Here is a 19,137-nt window from a genome sequence, read left to right on the forward strand (position 1 = left end):
AAGAAGCGTTGTGTTTTATAAAGATAAGTACCTGGCATTAACCGTTAAGATCATCAGCTTAGCTATAATAATAGTTGTAGTGATCTTTTTTTTTTATAAGATCTACCAAGGGGAAAACACATATTCTCAGATACTAGATGATAAATTTAAATCTGAAAAAATAATAAACGAAATCCGTCAAAATTCTGAAGACCTTACCAGGTTAGCCAGATTGTATACCAATACAAAGGACACGCTTTACAAAAATCAATATTTTGAAATCTTAAACATCAGTAAAGGCGTATCGCCTCGGCCCGAGAATTTTAACAGGGTTTACTGGGGTATTTTAACCACAAAAGAGCAGCAAGACCCCCCATTTATAAAAACGATAAAAAAATCGGGCTCTCAACTAATAGCCACTGCAAAATTGGACACACTTGAAAAGGAGAGGATTTCCAATGCCCTAAACTATTCCCTTTTATTAACTCAGCTAGAAATAGAAGCACTTCATGTTTTAGAAGAGGCACCTACAAGTCTGAACACTCTTGAAGCGGTGCCAAATCAAACAAAGGCAATTGACTTGGTAAACTCTGAGGATTATCACAAGCGGGTTATATTAATAATGAAAGAATTAAACAAGGCTTATGCATTGTTGGAAACCCGAACCACCAAAGAATTATCCACCTTGGAAAGTGAAATTAAAAAAAGTATAATCATAATTTCTGTTCTTTTATTTATTATCATTTTAACTATAGTAGTCATTATTCAATCGGCTTTACAACTAAAAAAAGGGACCATTGATCAATTACAAATATCTGTTCAAAACAAAACAAAGAAACTTAATGAAAGTCTTATGATCAACAGAGAAATCACAAAGGACTTACAGACATTGAATATTTCCAAAGACCTTTTTTTCTCCATTATAGCCCATGATTTAAAAGGTCCTTTTAATTCACTCATTGGTTTTAGCACCCTTTTGTTAGATGATCCTGTCGTCAATGAACATGAAGAATTAAAAGAATCTGTCCAAATTATAAAAAGCAGTTCCCAAAACACCTTTGAATTGTTGCAAAATCTTTTAAATTGGGCTCAAATACAGAAAGGAAATTTACCGTTTACTCGTGAAAACCTAAAAATTGACGATATCGTAAATAATGTATTGAAAGTTTTAAGCTATCAATCAATGCATAAGAATATTGAAATTAAAACTATAATACCAGACGGTCCTATACTGGTATATGCCGATAAAGATATGCTGAGCACCATCCTAAGGAACTTAATCTCCAATGCCATTAAATACAGCCACAAGAATGGCACTATTGAAATAATCTGCGAAAAAACAACCAATGCGGTAAATATCATTATTTCTGACACCGGAATTGGTATACCTGAAGAAAGAATCAAGAAACTTTTCGATTTTCAGTATGTTCAAAAAACCAGAGGTACACAAGGAGAAAAAGGAACTGGTCTGGGTTTAATCCTCACCAAAGATTTTATTCAAAGACACCATGGCGCCATTTGGGTTGAAAGCGAATTGGGCAAGGGGTCTAAATTCACGTTTACTTTACCTGATTTTTAGAACAGTCCTTAATAGGAGTTCCCAATCGATTAATAAGATCCTTGCAAATTGAATTCAATGGTCAGGCAACAGCTTTTTACAGCTTCACTAAAACAGATCTAATCCCACAATAAGGATCATCCTATCCAATATATTTTTTAAATCAGTAAGTCCTTACCAGATAGTTTTTTGTGCCTGCTTTTTTCAATCTAACCCAAATAACGCTTTGCCCATTGCAACGAATGTATTTTGGGAGCGTATCACAATACTTTCAATACCTCTATAGGCTTCACTTGCTTCGTTTTGTCTTAATACGTTTATTATGTTCTCTTTTTTTAGATGTTACCAATGCCCTCTTTCTGTGTCTTTCTAAAAATAAATCCAATTTAAAATTGGCTACATAAACTATAATCAGGTTCATAGAATCAAAATCAATAAAAATTCATGAAAGTTTGATTTTTAATTGGTCATATTTCCTAATTCAAGGACAATTAACGCCTAAAATTACACATATTAATTTTATGGCTGCATTTACAGTTCTATAAGGTCATTTATTACTTCGAGCTTAAGCCTAGGACATATTGGGGTTAAATTTGCGTCAAATAAAAAACGTCTGATGGCATTCTATGTCTTTGTACAGGAAAACTCCCATTTTTCAATTTGAACTTACAATTAACTTAAATATATCTTTATGGATGCTAAAGCAGCAAAAAAAATGTCAATGAAGGTACTCATCGCGGGTATCTTATCCAATTTTAGTGTTGGTATTTTATACACTTGGAGTAATTTAAAAGATGTTATTGAATACACAATTGATCCCGAGACTGGAGGGAGGTTATATGACCAATGGGAAATTAGTCAGTTAAGTCTTCCTTATTCCATTGGAGGAATGGTATTTGCCGCCATATTAATTGTGGCTGGTACACTACAAGATAAAATTGGACCCCAAAAGGTAATGATAATGGGAGTTACCATGGTAGGTTTGGGTACCATTTTATCTGGGTTTGCAACACATACGCCCATGTTTTTCTTTATTACATTTGGGGTTATCGTTGGTTCAGGAATAGGATTTGTGTACGCCTGCCCCCGTCCAGCAGCAATGAAATGGTTCCATCCATCAAAAAAAGGGATGATCAATGGTTTGGTCGTTGCTGGTTTTGGTTTGGGAGCCTTGTGGTTAGGTCCTTTAGAAGTTTTACTTTTGAAAAGTTTGGGCTTTTCGCTAGAACAAACCCTTATGATTTTGGGAGGCTTGATATTACTTATTGGGCTACCAATGGCGTACATGGTGAAAAATCCTCCAAAAGGATATGTTATCCCACAACCTGACAGAGATGACAGCAAACCTCTAAAGGAGACGCAAATGCATACACCTAGTGTTTCTGTAGGGACAGTTGTTAAAACTCCACAAGCATGGATGTTGATGGTAATTTATGCATTCTTTTGTTCGGCCGGAGCATTGGTAATTGGAAACGTAACCGATATCATGTTAGTGCAGACTGGTGGCGAACTTGGTGCTTATGCTACAACAGTTGCTGGATTACTGGTGATTATGGTTCCTATAGCTTCCATATCAAATTCAACGGGTAGAGCATCAGGAGGAATAGTTTCTGACAAAATAGGAAGAAAAAATGCCTATTATATCATCCATGCCCTTGCTGCAATAAACATGTTCCTTTTCCCAATGTATACAACACCATATACGGTAATTTTTGGAATTGTAGTTGCTTGTGTGGCATACGGATCAGCATTAAGTATCACTCCTTCGATCGTTGCAGATTATTTCGGATTGAAAAATTATGGTGCCAACTATGGTTTTGTGTATTACGGATGGGGTTTTTCCTTAATCATAGGCCCACAAATTTCAGCAAATGTTAAAGCCGCAACCGGATCATATACATATGCATATTATGCTGCTATTGTGCTCATCGCTATTTCGGCCATCCTTGTTTATTTTCTGAAAAAGCCAACATTTAGGCAAGACCAAATTATAGATGAGCCACATGTACATTTAGAGTTAGGTAAAGATAAAAAAGCGTCAATAGATATAGATTTGGATGAAGATTGGACGCCAGACCTAAAATAATAGGTAACCAATTTACACTTAAATAACTTATAGAATGTCAATTATTAAAAAATACGAAGAAAATAATCCGGCGCTGATTTATCCTTTCTATACCTAAAACCTTACCAAAATGCAGTTTGCAAAAGTATTATTTTTCCTTTCTGGTCTTATAAACATTTCTGGAATTATTGCCCAAGAGAAGGGCAAAGTTGAAGGTCTAATAATCTCTGAGGCAGGTTCTGTTATGGACAATGTAAATATATTGGTTTTAGGAACTGATAAAGGTGCCTTTTCAAATAACAATGGACGTTTTGTCATTAGCGATATAGCGGTGGGAGAATATACCTTGGAGGCCTCTGCTATTGGCTATGATGGCGCAAGTAAAAGAATAAAGGTTGAAGCGGGGAAAACTGTTGTAGTGAAGATAAACCTCAAAGAAATATCCTTCCAATTGAAAGAAATTACAATTAAGGGCGGTGCTTTAAAAACCCGGAATAGGGTAGCATCCATTAGTACTGTTAACCTCAACACCATTAAAAACCTCCATCTTACCAACGCACAACAAATTTTAAATCAAGTACCGGGAGTGGAGATTGGCGCCTATAACCAAGGCGGTGTGGCCGATGTATTTACGATGCGGGGTTTTAGCGGTGCGGGCCATGAGGGCCAAGCCGCTATAGAAGTTGATGGTGTATCCCTAAACGAGGGAGAAGGCGCTCACGACGGCTATGCCGATATGAATTTAATAATCCCCATAAATATTAGTAAGGTAGATGTTTATAAAGGTCCGTCGTCGGTATTATTCGGGAGGTATGGAATGGCTGGAACCTTGGCTTTTGAGACCAGAAAAGGTGGAGTATACCAAGATTTGAGTCTTAAGGGTGGCTCTTTCGAAACCTTTGATGCACAAATTGCCTTTGGACAGCCTTTCGAATTGGGTAAAAAAACTCTGAAAACCAATTTTGCCGCGCAATTGTACAGAACAAACGGTTTTACGGAAAACTCTGAATTCCTTAAAGGAAATTTGAATGCACGTGTGGCTTATAACGTCACTGAGCGTACCGATATTACCTTAAACCTTAAAGGCTATAGCGGAAAATGGGACGCCCCAGGTTACATCCCCGGTGAACAGTTCTACGACGAAGATAGACGGGGCAAACAGGCTGTTAATGCTGAGAATGATGGTGGGAATAAGAATTATGTCTCTGAACGTGTTGATGTCAATCATAGTTTTAACAAAACCCTGCGTTTGTTGGTTTTTGGATATGCAGTACAGCAAGATTACCAACGTTTTAGTAAATATGGTTTCGAACTGGGAGGACAAACCGAAGATTATATAGTTCGTGATGTATATGCCGTAGGTGCCAATTTAAACGGAATACATAACATAGGTTCAATTGATGTGAATTGGGTAAGCGGCCTTGAGTTTTATAACGAATTTAGCGACTTTAAAGGTTGGGCTACTGAAAATAGAGTGAGACGGGATTTTAGCAAGAATCGCCATAATAAACTGCAATCCTTTTCAGCTTTCGCCCAAGGGGAATTTGAAATTAGTTCTTATTTTAGACCAACCCTCGGTGTCCGCTATGATGTTTATGACGGCAGTTTAAAATTAAATGACCCAGGTACCCCTGAAGAAAAAAAGTCGCTCAACAATTTATCGCATTTAAGTCCGAAGGTTGGTTTTCGCTCTACCCTATTTCAAGGATTTGATTTTAAAACCAATGTTTCCAACGGTTTTACCCTTCCTAGTGGCATTACCCGCTATAATAGTAATGTAAATCTAGAGCCTTCAGAAATCTGGCAATATGAAGCTGGCGTTGAATATGCTTATAAAAATCATTTCAACCTAAATTTAACCGGATTTATTTTGAATACTTCCAAAGAGGTAACTGAAACCGCCCCAGGTTCTGGAGAATTCTTTAATTCAGGGAAAACACAACGTCGTGGGCTTGAGTTAGGACTCGCAGTGGAACCTTTGGAACGCTTAAGCTTAAAAGGCTCTTTTGCCTATACTAGGACCGAAATAATGGATAATGTTGATAAAACCCTAGAAGGGAAGGAAGTGCTCAATGTTCCAAGAACGATAACGCACCTCTCCTTAGATTACACGTTAAAATCTGCACTAGGCGCACGCCTGAGTTTAAGGGATATCGGGAAATATGCTACTGGGGTAGACAACTCCTTTTTTTACCAAGGATATACACTTGTCGATGCCAGCTTCTTTTATAATTTGGGAGGAGCTTTGTCTCATAAGGGTCAAGTTTTTGTTGATATTTCCAATCTTTTCAATAAAAATTATGCCTCGTATGCCTTTGATTCTTTTGATGATGTTGGAGGGCAGTCTTATTCTCCTGCACCATTGCGAAATTTTTCTATTGGAGTGACTTATAATCTTTAAAATTTTCAAAAAACACCTGTAATTTCTTTCCGCCTAATACGCCGATGGCCCTGGCTCCTTTATATTTGACTGAAGACTTGAGTAACAAACACTATTCAAGAAGACCGTAGCCGGGCAAAAGTCCTGATACATTGTGGCCTCATTGTAGTTAAGTGTTTGACGGTAATGCATATAAATTGTGTATTGTGTTGGATAAAAGCACAAAAGCAATCTACATTAGCGAATAGTATTTGTGATTTACGAGTGCGGAAAGTCAACAAACTTTTTGCATAATGACAGGTTCAAAAACCTCGTGGAACTCATAGATGTTAAAGAAAATTTCAGTAACTTCCTCCTTAGAAATCACTGCGGAAATTTTAGTTTTATATTTGGTTTTTTGATACTTAAATATACTTAATTTCCGCTTTCCTTTTGTTTAAAAAATACAGTAATAATTGAGTTTTTACAGCAAGCCCAGTTTATCAATAAAAAATGTTGAATTTTCGTTCAAGATATGATTTTTGGAACAACTGTGGCTATTTTGAAGTGATGGTTGTCACTCGTTTACTTTGAAAGATACTGGACTTCCTGCTTTTTTATGGATGCCATAATTAATACTTATTTTAAACCAATAAACTTTTAACCAAGGATTTGCTACAACCGAGAAATCTCAAATGGTTAAGTCACTAAAATGTTATAAATATGACTAAAAATAACATAGTATCATTTCTCTTCGACAAGCTTCTTTCAGAGAATACTCGTGGGAAAACTGAAGTGATCATTCTCCAAGTGGCGCTCATTAGTTTTTTTATTCATTTAGCGGTCATCTATTTTTTGAAATTAAATTATATAGACTTTCCATCAAACTCGGAATTATTCAATAACCCTATATCTGCCATCTATACCCCATTCTCTTTTATTCTTATTTATGAGGTTTATCTATTAATTTATTATTTACCTAAGTCGTTTACAACCTACATCACAAAGCAATATGAAATTATTACGCTTATTATAATCCGTAAATTGTTTAAGGATTTATCGGCATTGGAGCTTTCTGCAAATTGGTTTGAAATTAAAGGAGACCTACAATTTACCTATGATTTAGTCGCTTCGCTTTTACTTTTTTATTTAATATTCCTGTTTCAAAAACAAGGACAACGAAAAGGTGTCCAGAATGCAAGTATTAAACCAGTAATTGAAAGATTTGTTAAAAAGAAAAGGTTAATTGCAGTTATTTTGGTGCCCTTATTTTTTGTTATGGCTTTATATACACTTATAGACTGGTTTAAGGAAATTTCCATCTCATTCAGCGAATTGACCTCATTTGAAAGTATCAATAATCTCTTTTTTGAACAATTTTTTACTGTATTAATTCTAGTAGATGTCGTACTACTTTTAATTTCATTCTTTTATACAGACCAGTTTCATAAAATTATCAGAAACTCTGGATTTGTTATTTCGACAATTTTAATACGAATGTCGTTTGGAGTCAGCGGATTAATTAGCACTATATTAATTGTTGTGGCTGTTCTTTTTGGATTGGCTATACTAACAATTCATAACAAATACGAAAAAAATACTGTTGTTAATGACTAAGGATTCTGATGGCCGGTAAGGCTGAAGCTTAAAACTATGTTGCCTGAATTGGTTCTTTTCCGATGAGTGAGATGGGGCTTAAGTTGTATTCTCGAGATGTTTTTTCGTATATAAAGTTGAAGCACCTCTGGCTGGCTGGCTCTTAATTTGACATTAAAGTGATTTAAACTTTTTGTGAAAAATAGAAGGGTTGCCCATAATTGCGTTCCCAACGTTTCATATTCAAAAACAATTCTTTATGTACACCGTGGGTTACAAGAAAGAAGGAGATTATTCCACACCTCTCCCACTAGAAAAACGAGTAATTTAACTATAGTGACAATGTCAAGATTGTTAATGCGCTTTTAAAATAGTAACGTGCGTGCAATGGCATCAATTGTCCTACACAGATGCCTTCTTGATGAAAAGGCCATTATGCTTTGTCAACGGGGATTGAAAAAATTGCTGGCTAGCTCTTTTGAAAAGATACAAATCTCTCTTGGATCTCTCCAGTTCAGACCTAGATGGCAGCCATACTCCAGCAATACGTGGAGGAAAACTGGAGGAGTACCATGGCAGGGAAAAAACGCAAGCTCCATACACGTACTCACTTCACCCACAGGCAGAGACGGCCAATAGCCATAATCGAATCTTTGGCAGGAAACCCAAACAACCTTTATGAGATTGAAGTGTAGTTGGAGGTGGCCTTAAAGTATACAAAAGTTTTTAATGTCTCGTTAGATGAGGCAGCTTGCACTAGAATGAAGATCCAAAGAGCTGAATCTATAGAATGGGTAAAAAAAAGTAGTGATTTATAATCACTACTTTTTTAAAAAACTTGTAAATAAATATAATTATTATAAAACTTTTTAGTACATGACAAAAATACAACCCTCTGAAAATCAACGAAATAAATGTTAAAAATGCAATATAAATCATTGATTATCAGTATGTTATACTGATAATTCGCCCTATTTTTCTAATGGAGACAACCAATGCTTGCCTTAAAAATACACAATTAACTTCATTCTCAATACCCATTTCAAAGGAAGGATCAACTTGACCAGGGTCAAGTTCATCTCTTACTTTATCATTGCCTTTTGCAAGGTGCAGACCGTGGGTTTCGAGAAACTCCCAATGCCTTTTACGCCGGTGCCAAAAAGGATTCCTCCCTGAGGCGTATCCAGCGTTTCATTTCAGAGTATGCCATGGACAGCGATCTTGTGGCCAAGCTTGTTTTCAATTTGCTGCCCAAAAACAAGGGATAAGGTTGAGTATTGACCAGACGAATTGGAAGTTTGGACAGCTGGACATCAACATTTTCATGCTCGGGGTGGTATATCAAGGTGTGGCCTTTCCGTTGCTCTTTACGATGCTGCCCAAGCGGGGGAATTCAAGCAGCCAGGAACGTATTGACATGGTGGAACATTTCATCAGGCTCTTTAGAAAAGATGTGATCGAATCCTTGGTTGCCGATAGGGAGTTTGTGGGGCAGCAATGGCTGGGCTACCTCAACCACAACAACATTAGGTACCATATACGCATCCGCAACAACTTCAAAGCGTTCCTGCCCCACAAAAACAAAGAAATAAAAGCAGCCCTCCTTTTCCACAACCTGGCCTTGGGCCAGCTCAGGCACTGTTCAAAGATCGTCAGGGGTCAACGGCGAGTTGTGCAATTTGTCCGGGCAAAAAACATATGCCAGGGATGATAAACTGGATTTCCTGATCCTGGGTTCTTTCAACAAACCGGAGGGCCCGCAAAAAAATTAGGCCCAAAGATGGCAAATAGACCCGCCAGCCGGACGGGCAGGAATGCGCTTCAAATCCATGAAATCCAGTGGCTTCGATATAGAAAAGACCCACCTCCAGGATATCGAGCGGATAGAAAAACTGGTGCTCTTGATAATGGTGGCTTTCGTGCGGTGTTACAAGGTTGGGATCTTTTTACATAAAAATATAAAGTCCAAACCCATAAAAAAACATGGAAGGAAGGCAAAAAGTATATTCAAATATGGGCTGGACCACCTCATGGAACTTTTCTTGAATGCCCTAAAACAAGATATTATAAATGTCTTCTCGTTTTTGTCATGTACTTAAATAAAACATTTAAACCTTAATTTTTACCTAAAAGGTCTTCAAAATCAAGAATGCGATGGCATGTTCTTTTTAATAAGGGGAATTCGTGACTAATAACCAACATTCCCAGTTGACGCTGCTTAATTAACTGCAAAACAGTTTCCCAAATCTGTGCTTTAGTAATAGCATCAAGCATCGTGGTCATCTCATCTGCAATCAAATATTTGGTTTCTGGCACAAGAGCTCTTGCAAGGCAAAACCGCTGCAATTCTCCTCCCGAAAGTTGAGAGGGAAAACGGTGCATCCACTCGTTACTAATTCCCAATTCCCGTAAAAATTCATCGCTAAATACGCCAGATTCTCCTAAAACCTGATTCATTTGCCAGCGCGGATTAATGGTGTTCTCAGGATGCTGCCCAATTAATTGTACAGGATTTCGCCTTTTAAAAGGATAAGTTTCACCATCTACCACTACTGAACCTGTATCTGGTTTGAGGTAACCTGCAATAATTTTGGCAAAAGTAGTTTTACCTATGCCACTTTTTCCGTACAGTCCAAGGATTTCCCCAGGCTTTAGGCTTAAACTAATGTCCTTGAATACCCCATGTTCTGAGTTATAACCAAAACTTATGTTGTTAACTTTCAGCATAAAAACATCTTACTATTCCATTATTTACCATCGCAGACTTTGGTTTGTTTTTTTTACAAAAATCAGTCGCTATAGGACATCGGGGTTCAAACACACAGCCAGGGAATACTTCCCCAGCTTCAGGTTGATTTCCTTTTAAGGCTTTAAAATCATTTTCTGGCAAAGCGCGCCACAAAGCTTTTGTATAAGGATGCCTTAAATTTTCACCTTTTCCTAAAAAGTCCTCATTGTTGGCAATTTCTACGGTTTCACCGCCATAAAAAACCGCAATTCTATCAGCGATTTTTAAAGCTGCGTGAATATCGTGCGTAATAAACATCATGCCTCTGTCATTTTCACTGAGTTGTTTGATGTGGGTTAGCGTCTCTTCCAAAGCTTGCTCATCCAAACCGGGAGTGGGTTCATCGGCAATTATTAATTTGGCTTCGCTTACCATGGCGGTTGCTATTAAAACCCTCCTGGCCATTCCCCCAGAAAGTTCAAAAGGATACTTTTTATGGGTGTCTTTTGGTAAGCCCAGCTTTTGAAATGCTTCCTTTTGTATTCTTTTCTTCTCTTTTTTGTTTTGGATACTGCTTTGTACTTGTTGACCCGTTTTCATTAAAGGATCTAAAGCCATTACCGATTGTGGAATTAGTGAAATCTCCTTACCCCGGATTTGCTGCTGGCGTTTTGCAGTTAACGCTACCCCTTCAAAATAAATCTTCCCCTTGATTTCTGCATTTTCAGGTAAAATCCCTAGTAGGGAATCTGCCAACAAGCTTTTTCCCGACCCACTCGAACCTACCACTGCAACTATTTCACCCGGATGAATGGTCAATTCAAAATCCTTGATTACTTCAATATAGGATTCTCGAAATCCTTTTTTGTACTGTGGAAATGAAAGCGAAAAATCTTTAACCTCCAATAAAGACTTCATCTCTTTTGTTTCAGAAAACGGTATTTTTTTCAGCTTTTCCATCGTCAAACTCAATGTTTTTGCCCTTTAAACGGGTCGAATACTTTACGCAAATTACGTCCCAAACTATCAAAAACAGCCACCATAACCAAAAGCATCAAACCCGGAAACACTGCCAGCCACCACATGCCCGAAGATAAATACCCCATTGCTTCCGAAAGGATAATTCCAATAGCTGGTTGCTCTGAAGACAATCCAAAGCCCAAAAAGGTGATACTGGCTTCGTGTAAAATGGCGTGCGGAAACATTAAGATAAAACCGATAAACAGCTGGGGCATTAAATGTGGTAAAATATGATGTTGGGCAATCCAAAACCATGATTTCCCCATATGTCGGGAAACCGAAATATATTCACTATTTTTTATCTGCATAATCTCTGCCCTTAGCAAACGTGCCAATCGCGGCCAATGCGTTAAAGCCACTGCAATAATAACCCCGTAAAGTCCGCCGCCAAGCATAAAGGAGATTAAAATAAGCGCTACGATATGTGGTACGCCAAGAAATAAATCAATAAGTCCGGTAACCAATGAATCCAGTGTTTTGTTTACAAGCAATAATAAACTAAGAATCAAGGCGATCACTCCGCTTATGAAAGCAGCGAGCAATCCTACCCAAAAACTTAGGGACAAACCTTTAACCGTTCTAACAAACATATCCCGTCCCAACCAATCTGTACCAAAAGGATGGCTCCATGAAGGGGCGCTATTAGCTTCATCAAAATTTACCACCAGACCTTGAGTGTCTATCAAGAAACCGCTACCCACAAGAATAAGCAATAAAATAACGCCTAAGACAGAAAAAGTTAAGGCTCGTTTTCGTCGATTCCTTTTTTTGGAACGCTTCAAGGGCAAATATTTAGAAATCAACTCAGTCATGGGAAGGTTTAATTTGCATCCTTGGGTCGATAACGACATACAGTAAATCTGCTATAAAGTTCCCGACAAAGATGAAAATCACACTAAACAATGTGATTCCTAAAAGTAAGGGCACATCTCCCCCCAAACCAGCTTTGACCACCGCCTGCCCCAAACCGGGATAGGAAAATACCTGTTCAGTCAAAACGGCACCGCCAAAAAGTTCGCCAAAGGAGGCAAAGTGCAAAGAGATGGCCGGCAACGAGATATTCCGCAGTCCGTGGCGCCAAAATAGTTTGATTCCGCTTTCTCCTTTGGCACGAGCAAATCGGATAAATTCACTGTTTAAGACTTCAATTAATTTTTCCCTTGTATGCAAAGCAACACCAGCCACTCCAACGATACTCAAGGTAAGAACGGGCAGAAATAAATGGTTAATTTTATCTGCAAAACTTACTTCCCCCGTTAGACTGCCGGCAGGAGAAGCCAAGCCCACTGGGAACCAGCCCAGCCACGAAGCAAAAAACATCAATAACAATAACCCAAGCCAAAAAGACGGCGTAGAGGCCAAAATGAAACAGTAACTTTTAATGAGTCGATCCAGTAAAGAACCTTCGTTCATCCCCGCAAGAATGCCCAGTAAAAATCCAAAAACACCTGAAAACAACCAGGCTAAACCCATAAGCGCAATGGAGGCAGAAAACCTATCGATTATAATTTCAGAAACGGGTTCTCGATAAATTAAGGATGTTCCTAAGTTACCTTGAGTCAAAGCTTTGGCCCATTGGAGGAATTGTTGGGGTTTCGATTGGTTTAAACCCCAATATTGTTCGATGTTTTTCTGTTGTTCAGGACTTATCCTTGATATTTCTGCACCAATATAGGAACGAACCGGATCCACAGGTGAGTAACTTATCAATATAAATGACAAGATGCTGATCGCCGCCAGTAATGCAGCCAATTTTCCTAATTTTTTCAGGATAAATGTAATCATTAATAACCTTTTTCTTATGCTATTTTAGTTTTTCCAATGCCAGTATTCAATAAAATCAGTAACGGGCCAATTATGTTCGTGGGGTTGCACCTTTTGAGGACCAATAATCAGGTTTTCCCGCATAAGAAATAGATGGTCTAGATTAACCAACCACACCCAGGGTGCATCTCCTATATTGGAAAATCCGGTTTTTCCATCCCATTGTGCTTTTTTCCAATATAAATTGGCCTGTTCTTGTGATGGGGCCTGGAGTGCCTTTTCAAAATAGGCATCAACCGAATCGTTGGCATAATAATTTACATTGTGCAAGCCTCGACCCCGCACTTTACTACTAAAGGCATTGTATAATTCAATCGGATCATGACTGCCCAAACCGAATAAGGTAGCACTGGAATGCATCTCTTTTTCTATCGCATTCCAGTTCTTGCCTTTCGTCCCTATTTTGAGCCCCAAAGGTTTCATCATATCGGCAAAAGCAATAGACAAGGATTTTCGAATTTGGTCATTTGCTGGATAATATAAGGTGAACTCTGCTTTAGTTCCTTTCTTTTCACGGATACCATCCTCTTTTACCTTCCAACCAGCGTTCTCTAAAATTTCTTTGGCTTTTTCTATATCACCATCATTTTTTATCTCCGTCTCAGGATTCCACCAGGGCAAATGGTCTGCTATGGTATACGCCGGTGTTCCATATCCTTTTAAAACCCCATTGACCAAAGCCTCTCGATCAATCCCAATATTTATGGCTTTCCGGATTGCTATATCTGAGGTCACATTATTCCCAATGGGATGACCGTTCACTGTCTTTCCTTCATTTGGCACAAAAGGCAATACTACGCCACGATTATCGGCACTTTTCAAGTTGACAAGCTTCATCCCTTCGACTTTTTGATCAGCCAATGTGGGCGAAACCGAGGCGACATCGACCTGACCGGATTTGGCCGCGGCAAAGGCTGCGTCTTGGGATAAAAACAAAAAAGTTAAGTTTTTAAAATAAGGTTGCTTTCCAAAATAATAAGGATTGGCTTCCAGGATTAATTGTTGTCCTTTATCCCACTGCACCATTTTATAAGGGCCAGAGCCAACCGGATTTTCTTTGTATGCTTCGTTATAAGCGTGCTTAGGAACGATACCAAGGCTCACGAGATAAAAAATAAAGGTAGAATTACGTTGTTTTAAGGTAAATTCAACGGTATGATTATCAATTTCATCAACCTTTTCCAAGTTGGTGAGGTCAACAACGGACGCACTATTCTTAGCGGTATTAAAAGTAAACACAACATCTTTGGCGGTAAGGGGTTTTCCATCTGAAAATTGGATGCTATCCCGAAGTGTTATGGTCCATTTCAGACCGCTCTCGCTTACCTTATAATCGATGGCAGCATTAGGTTGAATTTTAAAATCTTTATCATATTTTAATAACGTACTTTGAAAAAGAGGCGACCCATATTGCCCCCAACCCGTGGTGGGATCGAAACCGTTATCGGGTTCCCCGCCAATTGCCAGGACTAAATTGTCCTTTTGCTCTCCTTTTGCGTTATTTTTATCTTGATCTGCACAAGAAATCAATAATACAGCAAGCAGCAGAAATAAGGCCTGCGTTATTTTCTTATTCATCGTTTAAATTATCAGGGACGCTTAAAAATTTTTTCAAAAGTAATATTTATTTATGGAATCGTAGTACTATTTTCTGTTTAAGACTTAATTAGCCAGTCAAAGACTTAACGTTCTGTATTACAACTTTTTTACCTGTCCAAATTGCCGTTTTTTGGATTTAAATCCAATCATTTTTAGGGCAGATATGGATTTGAACGCTATTCCAATTTCAACTTCCTTCAATAAGACCTATCTGCAGACCAGATAAACAAAAAAAAGACAGGAATATCCCTAGATTTAATGCCTCCTTAAAAAACAATCTACAATGGAATTCCGTTGAAACCACTATAACCTCAGGCATAGGCTTGAGGCATGACATTATTGATGATGTTGAATTGTCTCATACTTTAAACCGAAAAACAACGCTAGACCATCTGAAATTAGGAGACATCAACCAATCCAATTTGTTTGCCTATGTCAATGTCGATTTCGAATTGGGAAATTTCACCATTGCCCCAGCCCTGCGTTTAGATTATTTTAAATTTATGTACGAAGACCAATTGGCAGAAACCTACACCTTGCAAGCAGAGCAGAAAGCAGTTGTGAGTCCCAAATTAAATTTTCTCTATAATCCTAACCAAAATTTACAATGGTTCTTAAAGACCGGAATTGGATTTCATTCTAATGACACACGCATAGTGGTAAAGCAAGAAGGTGAGAAAATTTCACCTAGGGCATACGGAGCCGATTTTGGTTCTATTTATAAACCCATTCCAAAATTAGCGGTCAATTCTGCGTTGTGGAATTTGTTTTCTGAACAGGAATTTGTGTATGTAGGTGATGCTGGAATTGTGGAGCCAAGTGGTAAATCTCAGCGCTTTGGGGCAGATTTAGGATTGCTTTATCAAGCTGACCTCTAAAAATTTACCGTTTGGGAAGGAATATAAAAACCCAAAAGTTGAAAGGATGGTCGTTGTCTCTGACGATACAACAAAAACCCCCGCAAACACAATGGTTACGGGGATTTTTAGTTTTAGCTGACAATTATGCTTTCTGAATTCATCATTTCTACACTTAAAAATAAGCTGGCATTAATAAAAGACACCGTATAAGTATGATATATAAACTAAAATTTATTCCCATTTAATTTTTATCATAATTCCCCATTTAGTTAGCCTTACTACACCTTGTAGGATTATTACCATAGAACTATTTAAGAAATTTAAAAGATATGGAGTACATCTATTGAATAAATCTTAAATTGGTGGGTTAATGATCAGAAGTCCGTCAAATAATAGTTGATATTAATTACACTGACTTAAAAAACAACATCGGAATTAAGCAGAAAACGACAATATAAATTTTGTAACTTTGCTTTTATATGGAAATAGCAACTGACATAAGTAAAATTCGTAGTTTGTCGCAAATCATTTCGCCATCTAATTTCAAAAAGATTGTACGAGAAGGTGACTGTTATTCAACATTTTACAAAATAAAAAAACATATAACAGTTACGGATTCCACAACTAACCTAGACGCAATAAATGTTATTTATAATTCACTCTTAAAAAATTACAGGAATGAATATGTTTATAAAAATATACTTACAAACAAATTACTTCTAAAAAAGTATAGTTTAAAAAACACAATAGCATTAAACGAATTCAATATTGGAAAGTCAATTGCTGATTTTGTTTTGTTAAACGGAGAAGCGAGAGTTTATGAGATAAAAACAGAGCTAGATAATCTTGAAAAATTAGATAAGCAAATATTAGATTACTGCAAATTTGGAGACAAAGTTTATATCGTAACTAGTTCAAAATATATTAACAAATTAATGGAACTTTATGTAAATTCCACCCTTGGAATTGTGGAATTAACATCAAGAAATTCATTAAAAACAGTAAAAGAAGCAAAAAGTAATGTGTCAACTTTTAATTACGAGACATTATTTAAAACATTAAGAAAACAGGAATATCTAGATTTAATTGAAGAGTATTATAAATTTATTCCTGATGTCTCTAATACTAGGATTTTTAGAGAGTGTTTAAATCTTGCTAAAGAGATAGAAATTTCATTATTTCAAAAATTAGTAATTAGGAAACTTAAATCTAGAAATATTTCACATCCAAAAAAGATCAAAGATAAATCTATTCCAGATAGCTTAAAACATATTTGTTATACTTTAGATTTTTCCGAAAATGAATACGTGGAATTAAAATCATTTCTAAATAAAAATAGCAAAATATGTATTTCCCATATTTAAGAGGTAAACAATTTGAATTAATTGCTTTAAGAGAATTATGTGCTTTATTTCCACATGAATTAGACAAAATTTCACCTGTAATTGAACCCGTGAAATCTTCAAGTACTTTAAATACAACACTTACCGAATTAGCTAATAGAAATGCGAATTTCAATATTATAATTAACCCAAGAGTCGGTGATTTAAAAAGTCAATACGCTCAAATAGTAGAAATTATTAGTACATCTGTTCCAGTAGATTACACTAATTATCAATTAGCAGTCATAATTCATCCCAAAACAGAGACAAACATTGAAGTTCTAATTGATTTTTTAAATGGATTAAAATTAAACTATAATGGAATAACACTAATTCATAAAACTGAAATTAGTAATCATAATATTGAATTATTGAATCGTGAGCTAAATATTGTTTATAATTTAATATACTTTTCAAAAACAAGTCGTAGATACTATCGCGAATTTGAACCAGCAACACTAGTAAGTCTTGACGACTACTTCGAAGAGCAATCAAGAAATGCTGACTATTTAAATCAAGAGAGTGATTTTTCTAATGAGTATAGGTTTTATCAACAAGACGGTTTTGTAGGTTTTTCAGATTTTCTAACAATTGGAGACAACTATTCCGAATCTGGGTTCTTACCAAGAGCTGTTGCTATTCATTTAAGTTATGTAGATAACGACAGAATTAAAGTAAAACATTTTGTGTCTGATTCGAATGAAGATGTTTCAGATATAGGTGGTAAATTTTCAGAGGCAATTAATAAATTGGTTATTTGGTGTGACCAAAATAATAAAAATACTGCTGCGATAAACGTATTTAGAGATTTGCAACAAAGAGGTCATTTTCCAGGTTTAGGAACTTTAAAAAAACTATCTATAATGAATCACATAGAATTAGTAATTAACAATATTTAATTATGAATTGTTGCGTTAATTGCTTTACAAGTTCATATCTTATTAGCATTATTAATGGGGATGATAGAACTGGATCTTGTGATTTTTGCAATACCGTTAACACTTCTATTTATTCAGCAAGAGAATTGTCACCATTTTTCAGAAACATACTTTCTCTTTATGTTCCTGATGAAAATTCAGATTCTCAAATTTCTGAATCATTAAAAGAAGATTTTAATGTAATAAGTGAAATTGTTGAAAGTCCTACTGACCTATTGAAAGCTATTTTTGAGGATGAAATTGAAGTTTTTGAATCAATTTTCAATAGCAATGTTTCCTTAACACGCAAGCCATTTCTAGAAACTCAGGCAGATAACATACATAATGTTTGGAACGAATTTAAAAAAGAAATTAAATTTGTAAATCGTTACCATATTCAGAACACAATTGACCTAAAAAAACTAGAAACGTTTTTTCTGCACGAGAGCTTTTATAGAAACATCAAAAAAGGGAGGATTTTTTTTAGATGCAGAGTTTCAGATAAAAGTGGATTTCCTTGCGAGCAAATGGGAAACCCACCAATTGAATTAGCTTCAAGCGGCAGAGCAAACCCAAAAGGAATTTCATACCTGTACGTAGCTGATAGCCTTGAAACATCAATGTATGAGACTAGAGCATCACTATTTGACTATGTAACTGTTGGTGAATTCAAACTAACGGAAGATATTAAAATATTAAATCTTCGAAATCCAAAAGACGACCCGATTTATTGGTCAGAAATTGAGGAAATTGAAAATTATTTAATATATATTCCATTCATTCAAACACTTCAAAAGGAACTGTCTTTACCCATTAGAAAACGTGACCAAACATTAGATTATATTCCTACCCAATATATATCGGAATTCATTAAATCTTTAGGATTTGATGGTGTGGAATATCAAAGTTCATTGAATTCAGATGGTTACAATATCGCCATTTTTAATCCAAAGAAATTAGAATGTTTTAAAACAGATGTTTACGAAATTAAAGATATCCAATTAACACACGGAAAAATAAAATAACTATCCCAAAAACTATAGTGTGGCGGGAATTGAAATGTCAGTGTGGCTTGTTTAATCACGCCATAATATAAATTTAAAGTAACTCTATTGAAATTTTCTCACAGCATTCATTATTCCAACTAAAAACCCACCACCTGAATGTGCTGATTGCTCATTTGAGATAAGATAACCCCGTAAGAAGGCCATCTACCTTCAAAATTTATCTTAAATTTCTAGTTCTCAATG

14 protein-coding genes are annotated in these 19,137 nt (G+C 36.4%); 9 read left to right on the plus strand and 5 right to left on the minus strand.

Annotated elements, in window-relative coordinates:
• The first annotated feature begins 10 nt into the window (after nt 1-10).
• The 5 genes from JEM65_RS23020 to JEM65_RS15415 all read left to right on the plus strand — a co-directional run bounded on the left by JEM65_RS23020 (nt 11) and on the right by JEM65_RS15415 (nt 9,268).
• Complete coding sequence (locus tag JEM65_RS23020; RefSeq protein ID WP_199601341.1) at nt 11-1,558, plus strand: sensor histidine kinase; 1,548 nt, start codon at nt 11-13, stop codon at nt 1,556-1,558.
• Nucleotides 1,559-2,258: 700 nt separating this feature from the next.
• On the plus strand, nt 2,259-3,623 hold the full coding sequence (locus JEM65_RS15400) for an L-lactate MFS transporter (RefSeq protein ID WP_199601342.1): 1,365 nt from the start codon (nt 2,259-2,261) through the stop codon (nt 3,621-3,623).
• A 109-nt stretch (nt 3,624-3,732) separates the two neighbouring features.
• Nucleotides 3,733-6,003 (plus strand): TonB-dependent receptor, encoded by a 2,271-nt coding sequence (locus JEM65_RS15405; RefSeq protein ID WP_199601343.1) that lies wholly within the window; start codon nt 3,733-3,735, stop codon nt 6,001-6,003.
• Nucleotides 6,004-6,684: 681 nt separating this feature from the next.
• Nucleotides 6,685-7,578: a hypothetical protein gene (locus JEM65_RS15410; RefSeq protein ID WP_199601344.1), complete on the plus strand. Its 894-nt coding sequence runs from the start codon at nt 6,685-6,687 to the stop codon at nt 7,576-7,578.
• Nucleotides 7,579-8,827: 1,249 nt separating this feature from the next.
• Nucleotides 8,828-9,268, plus strand: coding sequence for a hypothetical protein (locus JEM65_RS15415; RefSeq protein WP_199601346.1), 441 nt, complete (start codon nt 8,828-8,830; stop codon nt 9,266-9,268).
• A gap of 404 nt (nt 9,269-9,672) precedes the next feature.
• Here the strand turns inward: JEM65_RS15415 and JEM65_RS15420 are convergent, their stop codons facing one another.
• From JEM65_RS15420 to JEM65_RS15440, 5 genes are read right to left on the minus strand one after another with little or no spacing between them, the layout of a single operon-like run.
• Nucleotides 9,673-10,284 (minus strand): ABC transporter ATP-binding protein, encoded by a 612-nt coding sequence (locus JEM65_RS15420; protein WP_199601353.1) that lies wholly within the window; start codon nt 10,282-10,284, stop codon nt 9,673-9,675.
• On the minus strand, nt 10,271-11,245 hold the full coding sequence (locus JEM65_RS15425; RefSeq protein WP_199601355.1) for an ABC transporter ATP-binding protein: 975 nt from the start codon (nt 11,243-11,245) through the stop codon (nt 10,271-10,273). The genes JEM65_RS15420 and JEM65_RS15425 overlap by 14 nt, the downstream gene beginning before the upstream one ends.
• A gap of 8 nt (nt 11,246-11,253) precedes the next feature.
• Nucleotides 11,254-12,117 (minus strand): ABC transporter permease, encoded by an 864-nt coding sequence (locus JEM65_RS15430; protein WP_199601357.1) that lies wholly within the window; start codon nt 12,115-12,117, stop codon nt 11,254-11,256.
• The gene (locus JEM65_RS15435; protein ID WP_199601359.1) at nt 12,110-13,090 is read right to left on the minus strand and encodes an ABC transporter permease; all 981 of its coding nucleotides are present in this window, start codon (nt 13,088-13,090) and stop codon (nt 12,110-12,112) included. The genes JEM65_RS15430 and JEM65_RS15435 overlap by 8 nt, the downstream gene beginning before the upstream one ends.
• A 24-nt stretch (nt 13,091-13,114) precedes the next feature.
• Nucleotides 13,115-14,707: an ABC transporter substrate-binding protein gene (locus tag JEM65_RS15440; RefSeq protein ID WP_199601361.1), complete on the minus strand. Its 1,593-nt coding sequence runs from the start codon at nt 14,705-14,707 to the stop codon at nt 13,115-13,117.
• A gap of 344 nt (nt 14,708-15,051) precedes the next feature.
• Between JEM65_RS15440 and JEM65_RS15445 the strand changes: the two genes are divergently transcribed.
• The 4 genes from JEM65_RS15445 to JEM65_RS15460 all read left to right on the plus strand — a co-directional run bounded on the left by JEM65_RS15445 (nt 15,052) and on the right by JEM65_RS15460 (nt 18,912).
• Nucleotides 15,052-15,606: a TonB-dependent receptor domain-containing protein gene (locus tag JEM65_RS15445; protein WP_233530679.1), complete on the plus strand. Its 555-nt coding sequence runs from the start codon at nt 15,052-15,054 to the stop codon at nt 15,604-15,606.
• Nucleotides 15,607-16,067: 461 nt separating this feature from the next.
• Entirely contained in the window at nt 16,068-16,952 is an 885-nt protein-coding gene (locus tag JEM65_RS15450) for a sce7726 family protein (RefSeq protein ID WP_199601363.1), read from the plus strand.
• Nucleotides 16,934-17,869 (plus strand): sce7725 family protein, encoded by a 936-nt coding sequence (locus JEM65_RS15455; RefSeq protein ID WP_199601365.1) that lies wholly within the window; start codon nt 16,934-16,936, stop codon nt 17,867-17,869. Before JEM65_RS15450 ends, JEM65_RS15455 begins: the two co-directional genes overlap by 19 nt.
• 2 nt (nt 17,870-17,871) lie before the next feature.
• Complete coding sequence (locus JEM65_RS15460; protein WP_199601367.1) at nt 17,872-18,912, plus strand: RES domain-containing protein; 1,041 nt, start codon at nt 17,872-17,874, stop codon at nt 18,910-18,912.
• Nucleotides 18,913-19,137: the final 225 nt, after the last annotated feature.

The organism is Gelidibacter salicanalis (assembly GCF_016469035.1).
Classification (GTDB): domain Bacteria; phylum Bacteroidota; class Bacteroidia; order Flavobacteriales; family Flavobacteriaceae; genus Gelidibacter; species Gelidibacter salicanalis_A.

Coding starts and splice junctions, on each gene's coding strand:
- JEM65_RS15440 (WP_199601361.1), bottom strand. CDS start 14,707: ATGAATAAGAAAATAACGCAGGCCTTATTTCTGCTGCTTGCTGTATTA.
- JEM65_RS15430 (WP_199601357.1), bottom strand. CDS start 12,117: ATGACTGAGTTGATTTCTAAATATTTGCCCTTGAAGCGTTCCAAAAAA.
- JEM65_RS15455 (WP_199601365.1), top strand. CDS start 16,934: ATGTATTTCCCATATTTAAGAGGTAAACAATTTGAATTAATTGCTTTA.
- JEM65_RS15460 (WP_199601367.1), top strand. CDS start 17,872: ATGAATTGTTGCGTTAATTGCTTTACAAGTTCATATCTTATTAGCATT.
- JEM65_RS15420 (WP_199601353.1), bottom strand. CDS start 10,284: ATGCTGAAAGTTAACAACATAAGTTTTGGTTATAACTCAGAACATGGG.
- JEM65_RS15450 (WP_199601363.1), top strand. CDS start 16,068: ATGGAAATAGCAACTGACATAAGTAAAATTCGTAGTTTGTCGCAAATC.
- JEM65_RS15435 (WP_199601359.1), bottom strand. CDS start 13,090: ATGATTACATTTATCCTGAAAAAATTAGGAAAATTGGCTGCATTACTG.
- JEM65_RS15410 (WP_199601344.1), top strand. CDS start 6,685: ATGACTAAAAATAACATAGTATCATTTCTCTTCGACAAGCTTCTTTCA.
- JEM65_RS15425 (WP_199601355.1), bottom strand. CDS start 11,245: ATGGAAAAGCTGAAAAAAATACCGTTTTCTGAAACAAAAGAGATGAAG.
- JEM65_RS15400 (WP_199601342.1), top strand. CDS start 2,259: ATGAAGGTACTCATCGCGGGTATCTTATCCAATTTTAGTGTTGGTATT.
- JEM65_RS15405 (WP_199601343.1), top strand. CDS start 3,733: ATGCAGTTTGCAAAAGTATTATTTTTCCTTTCTGGTCTTATAAACATT.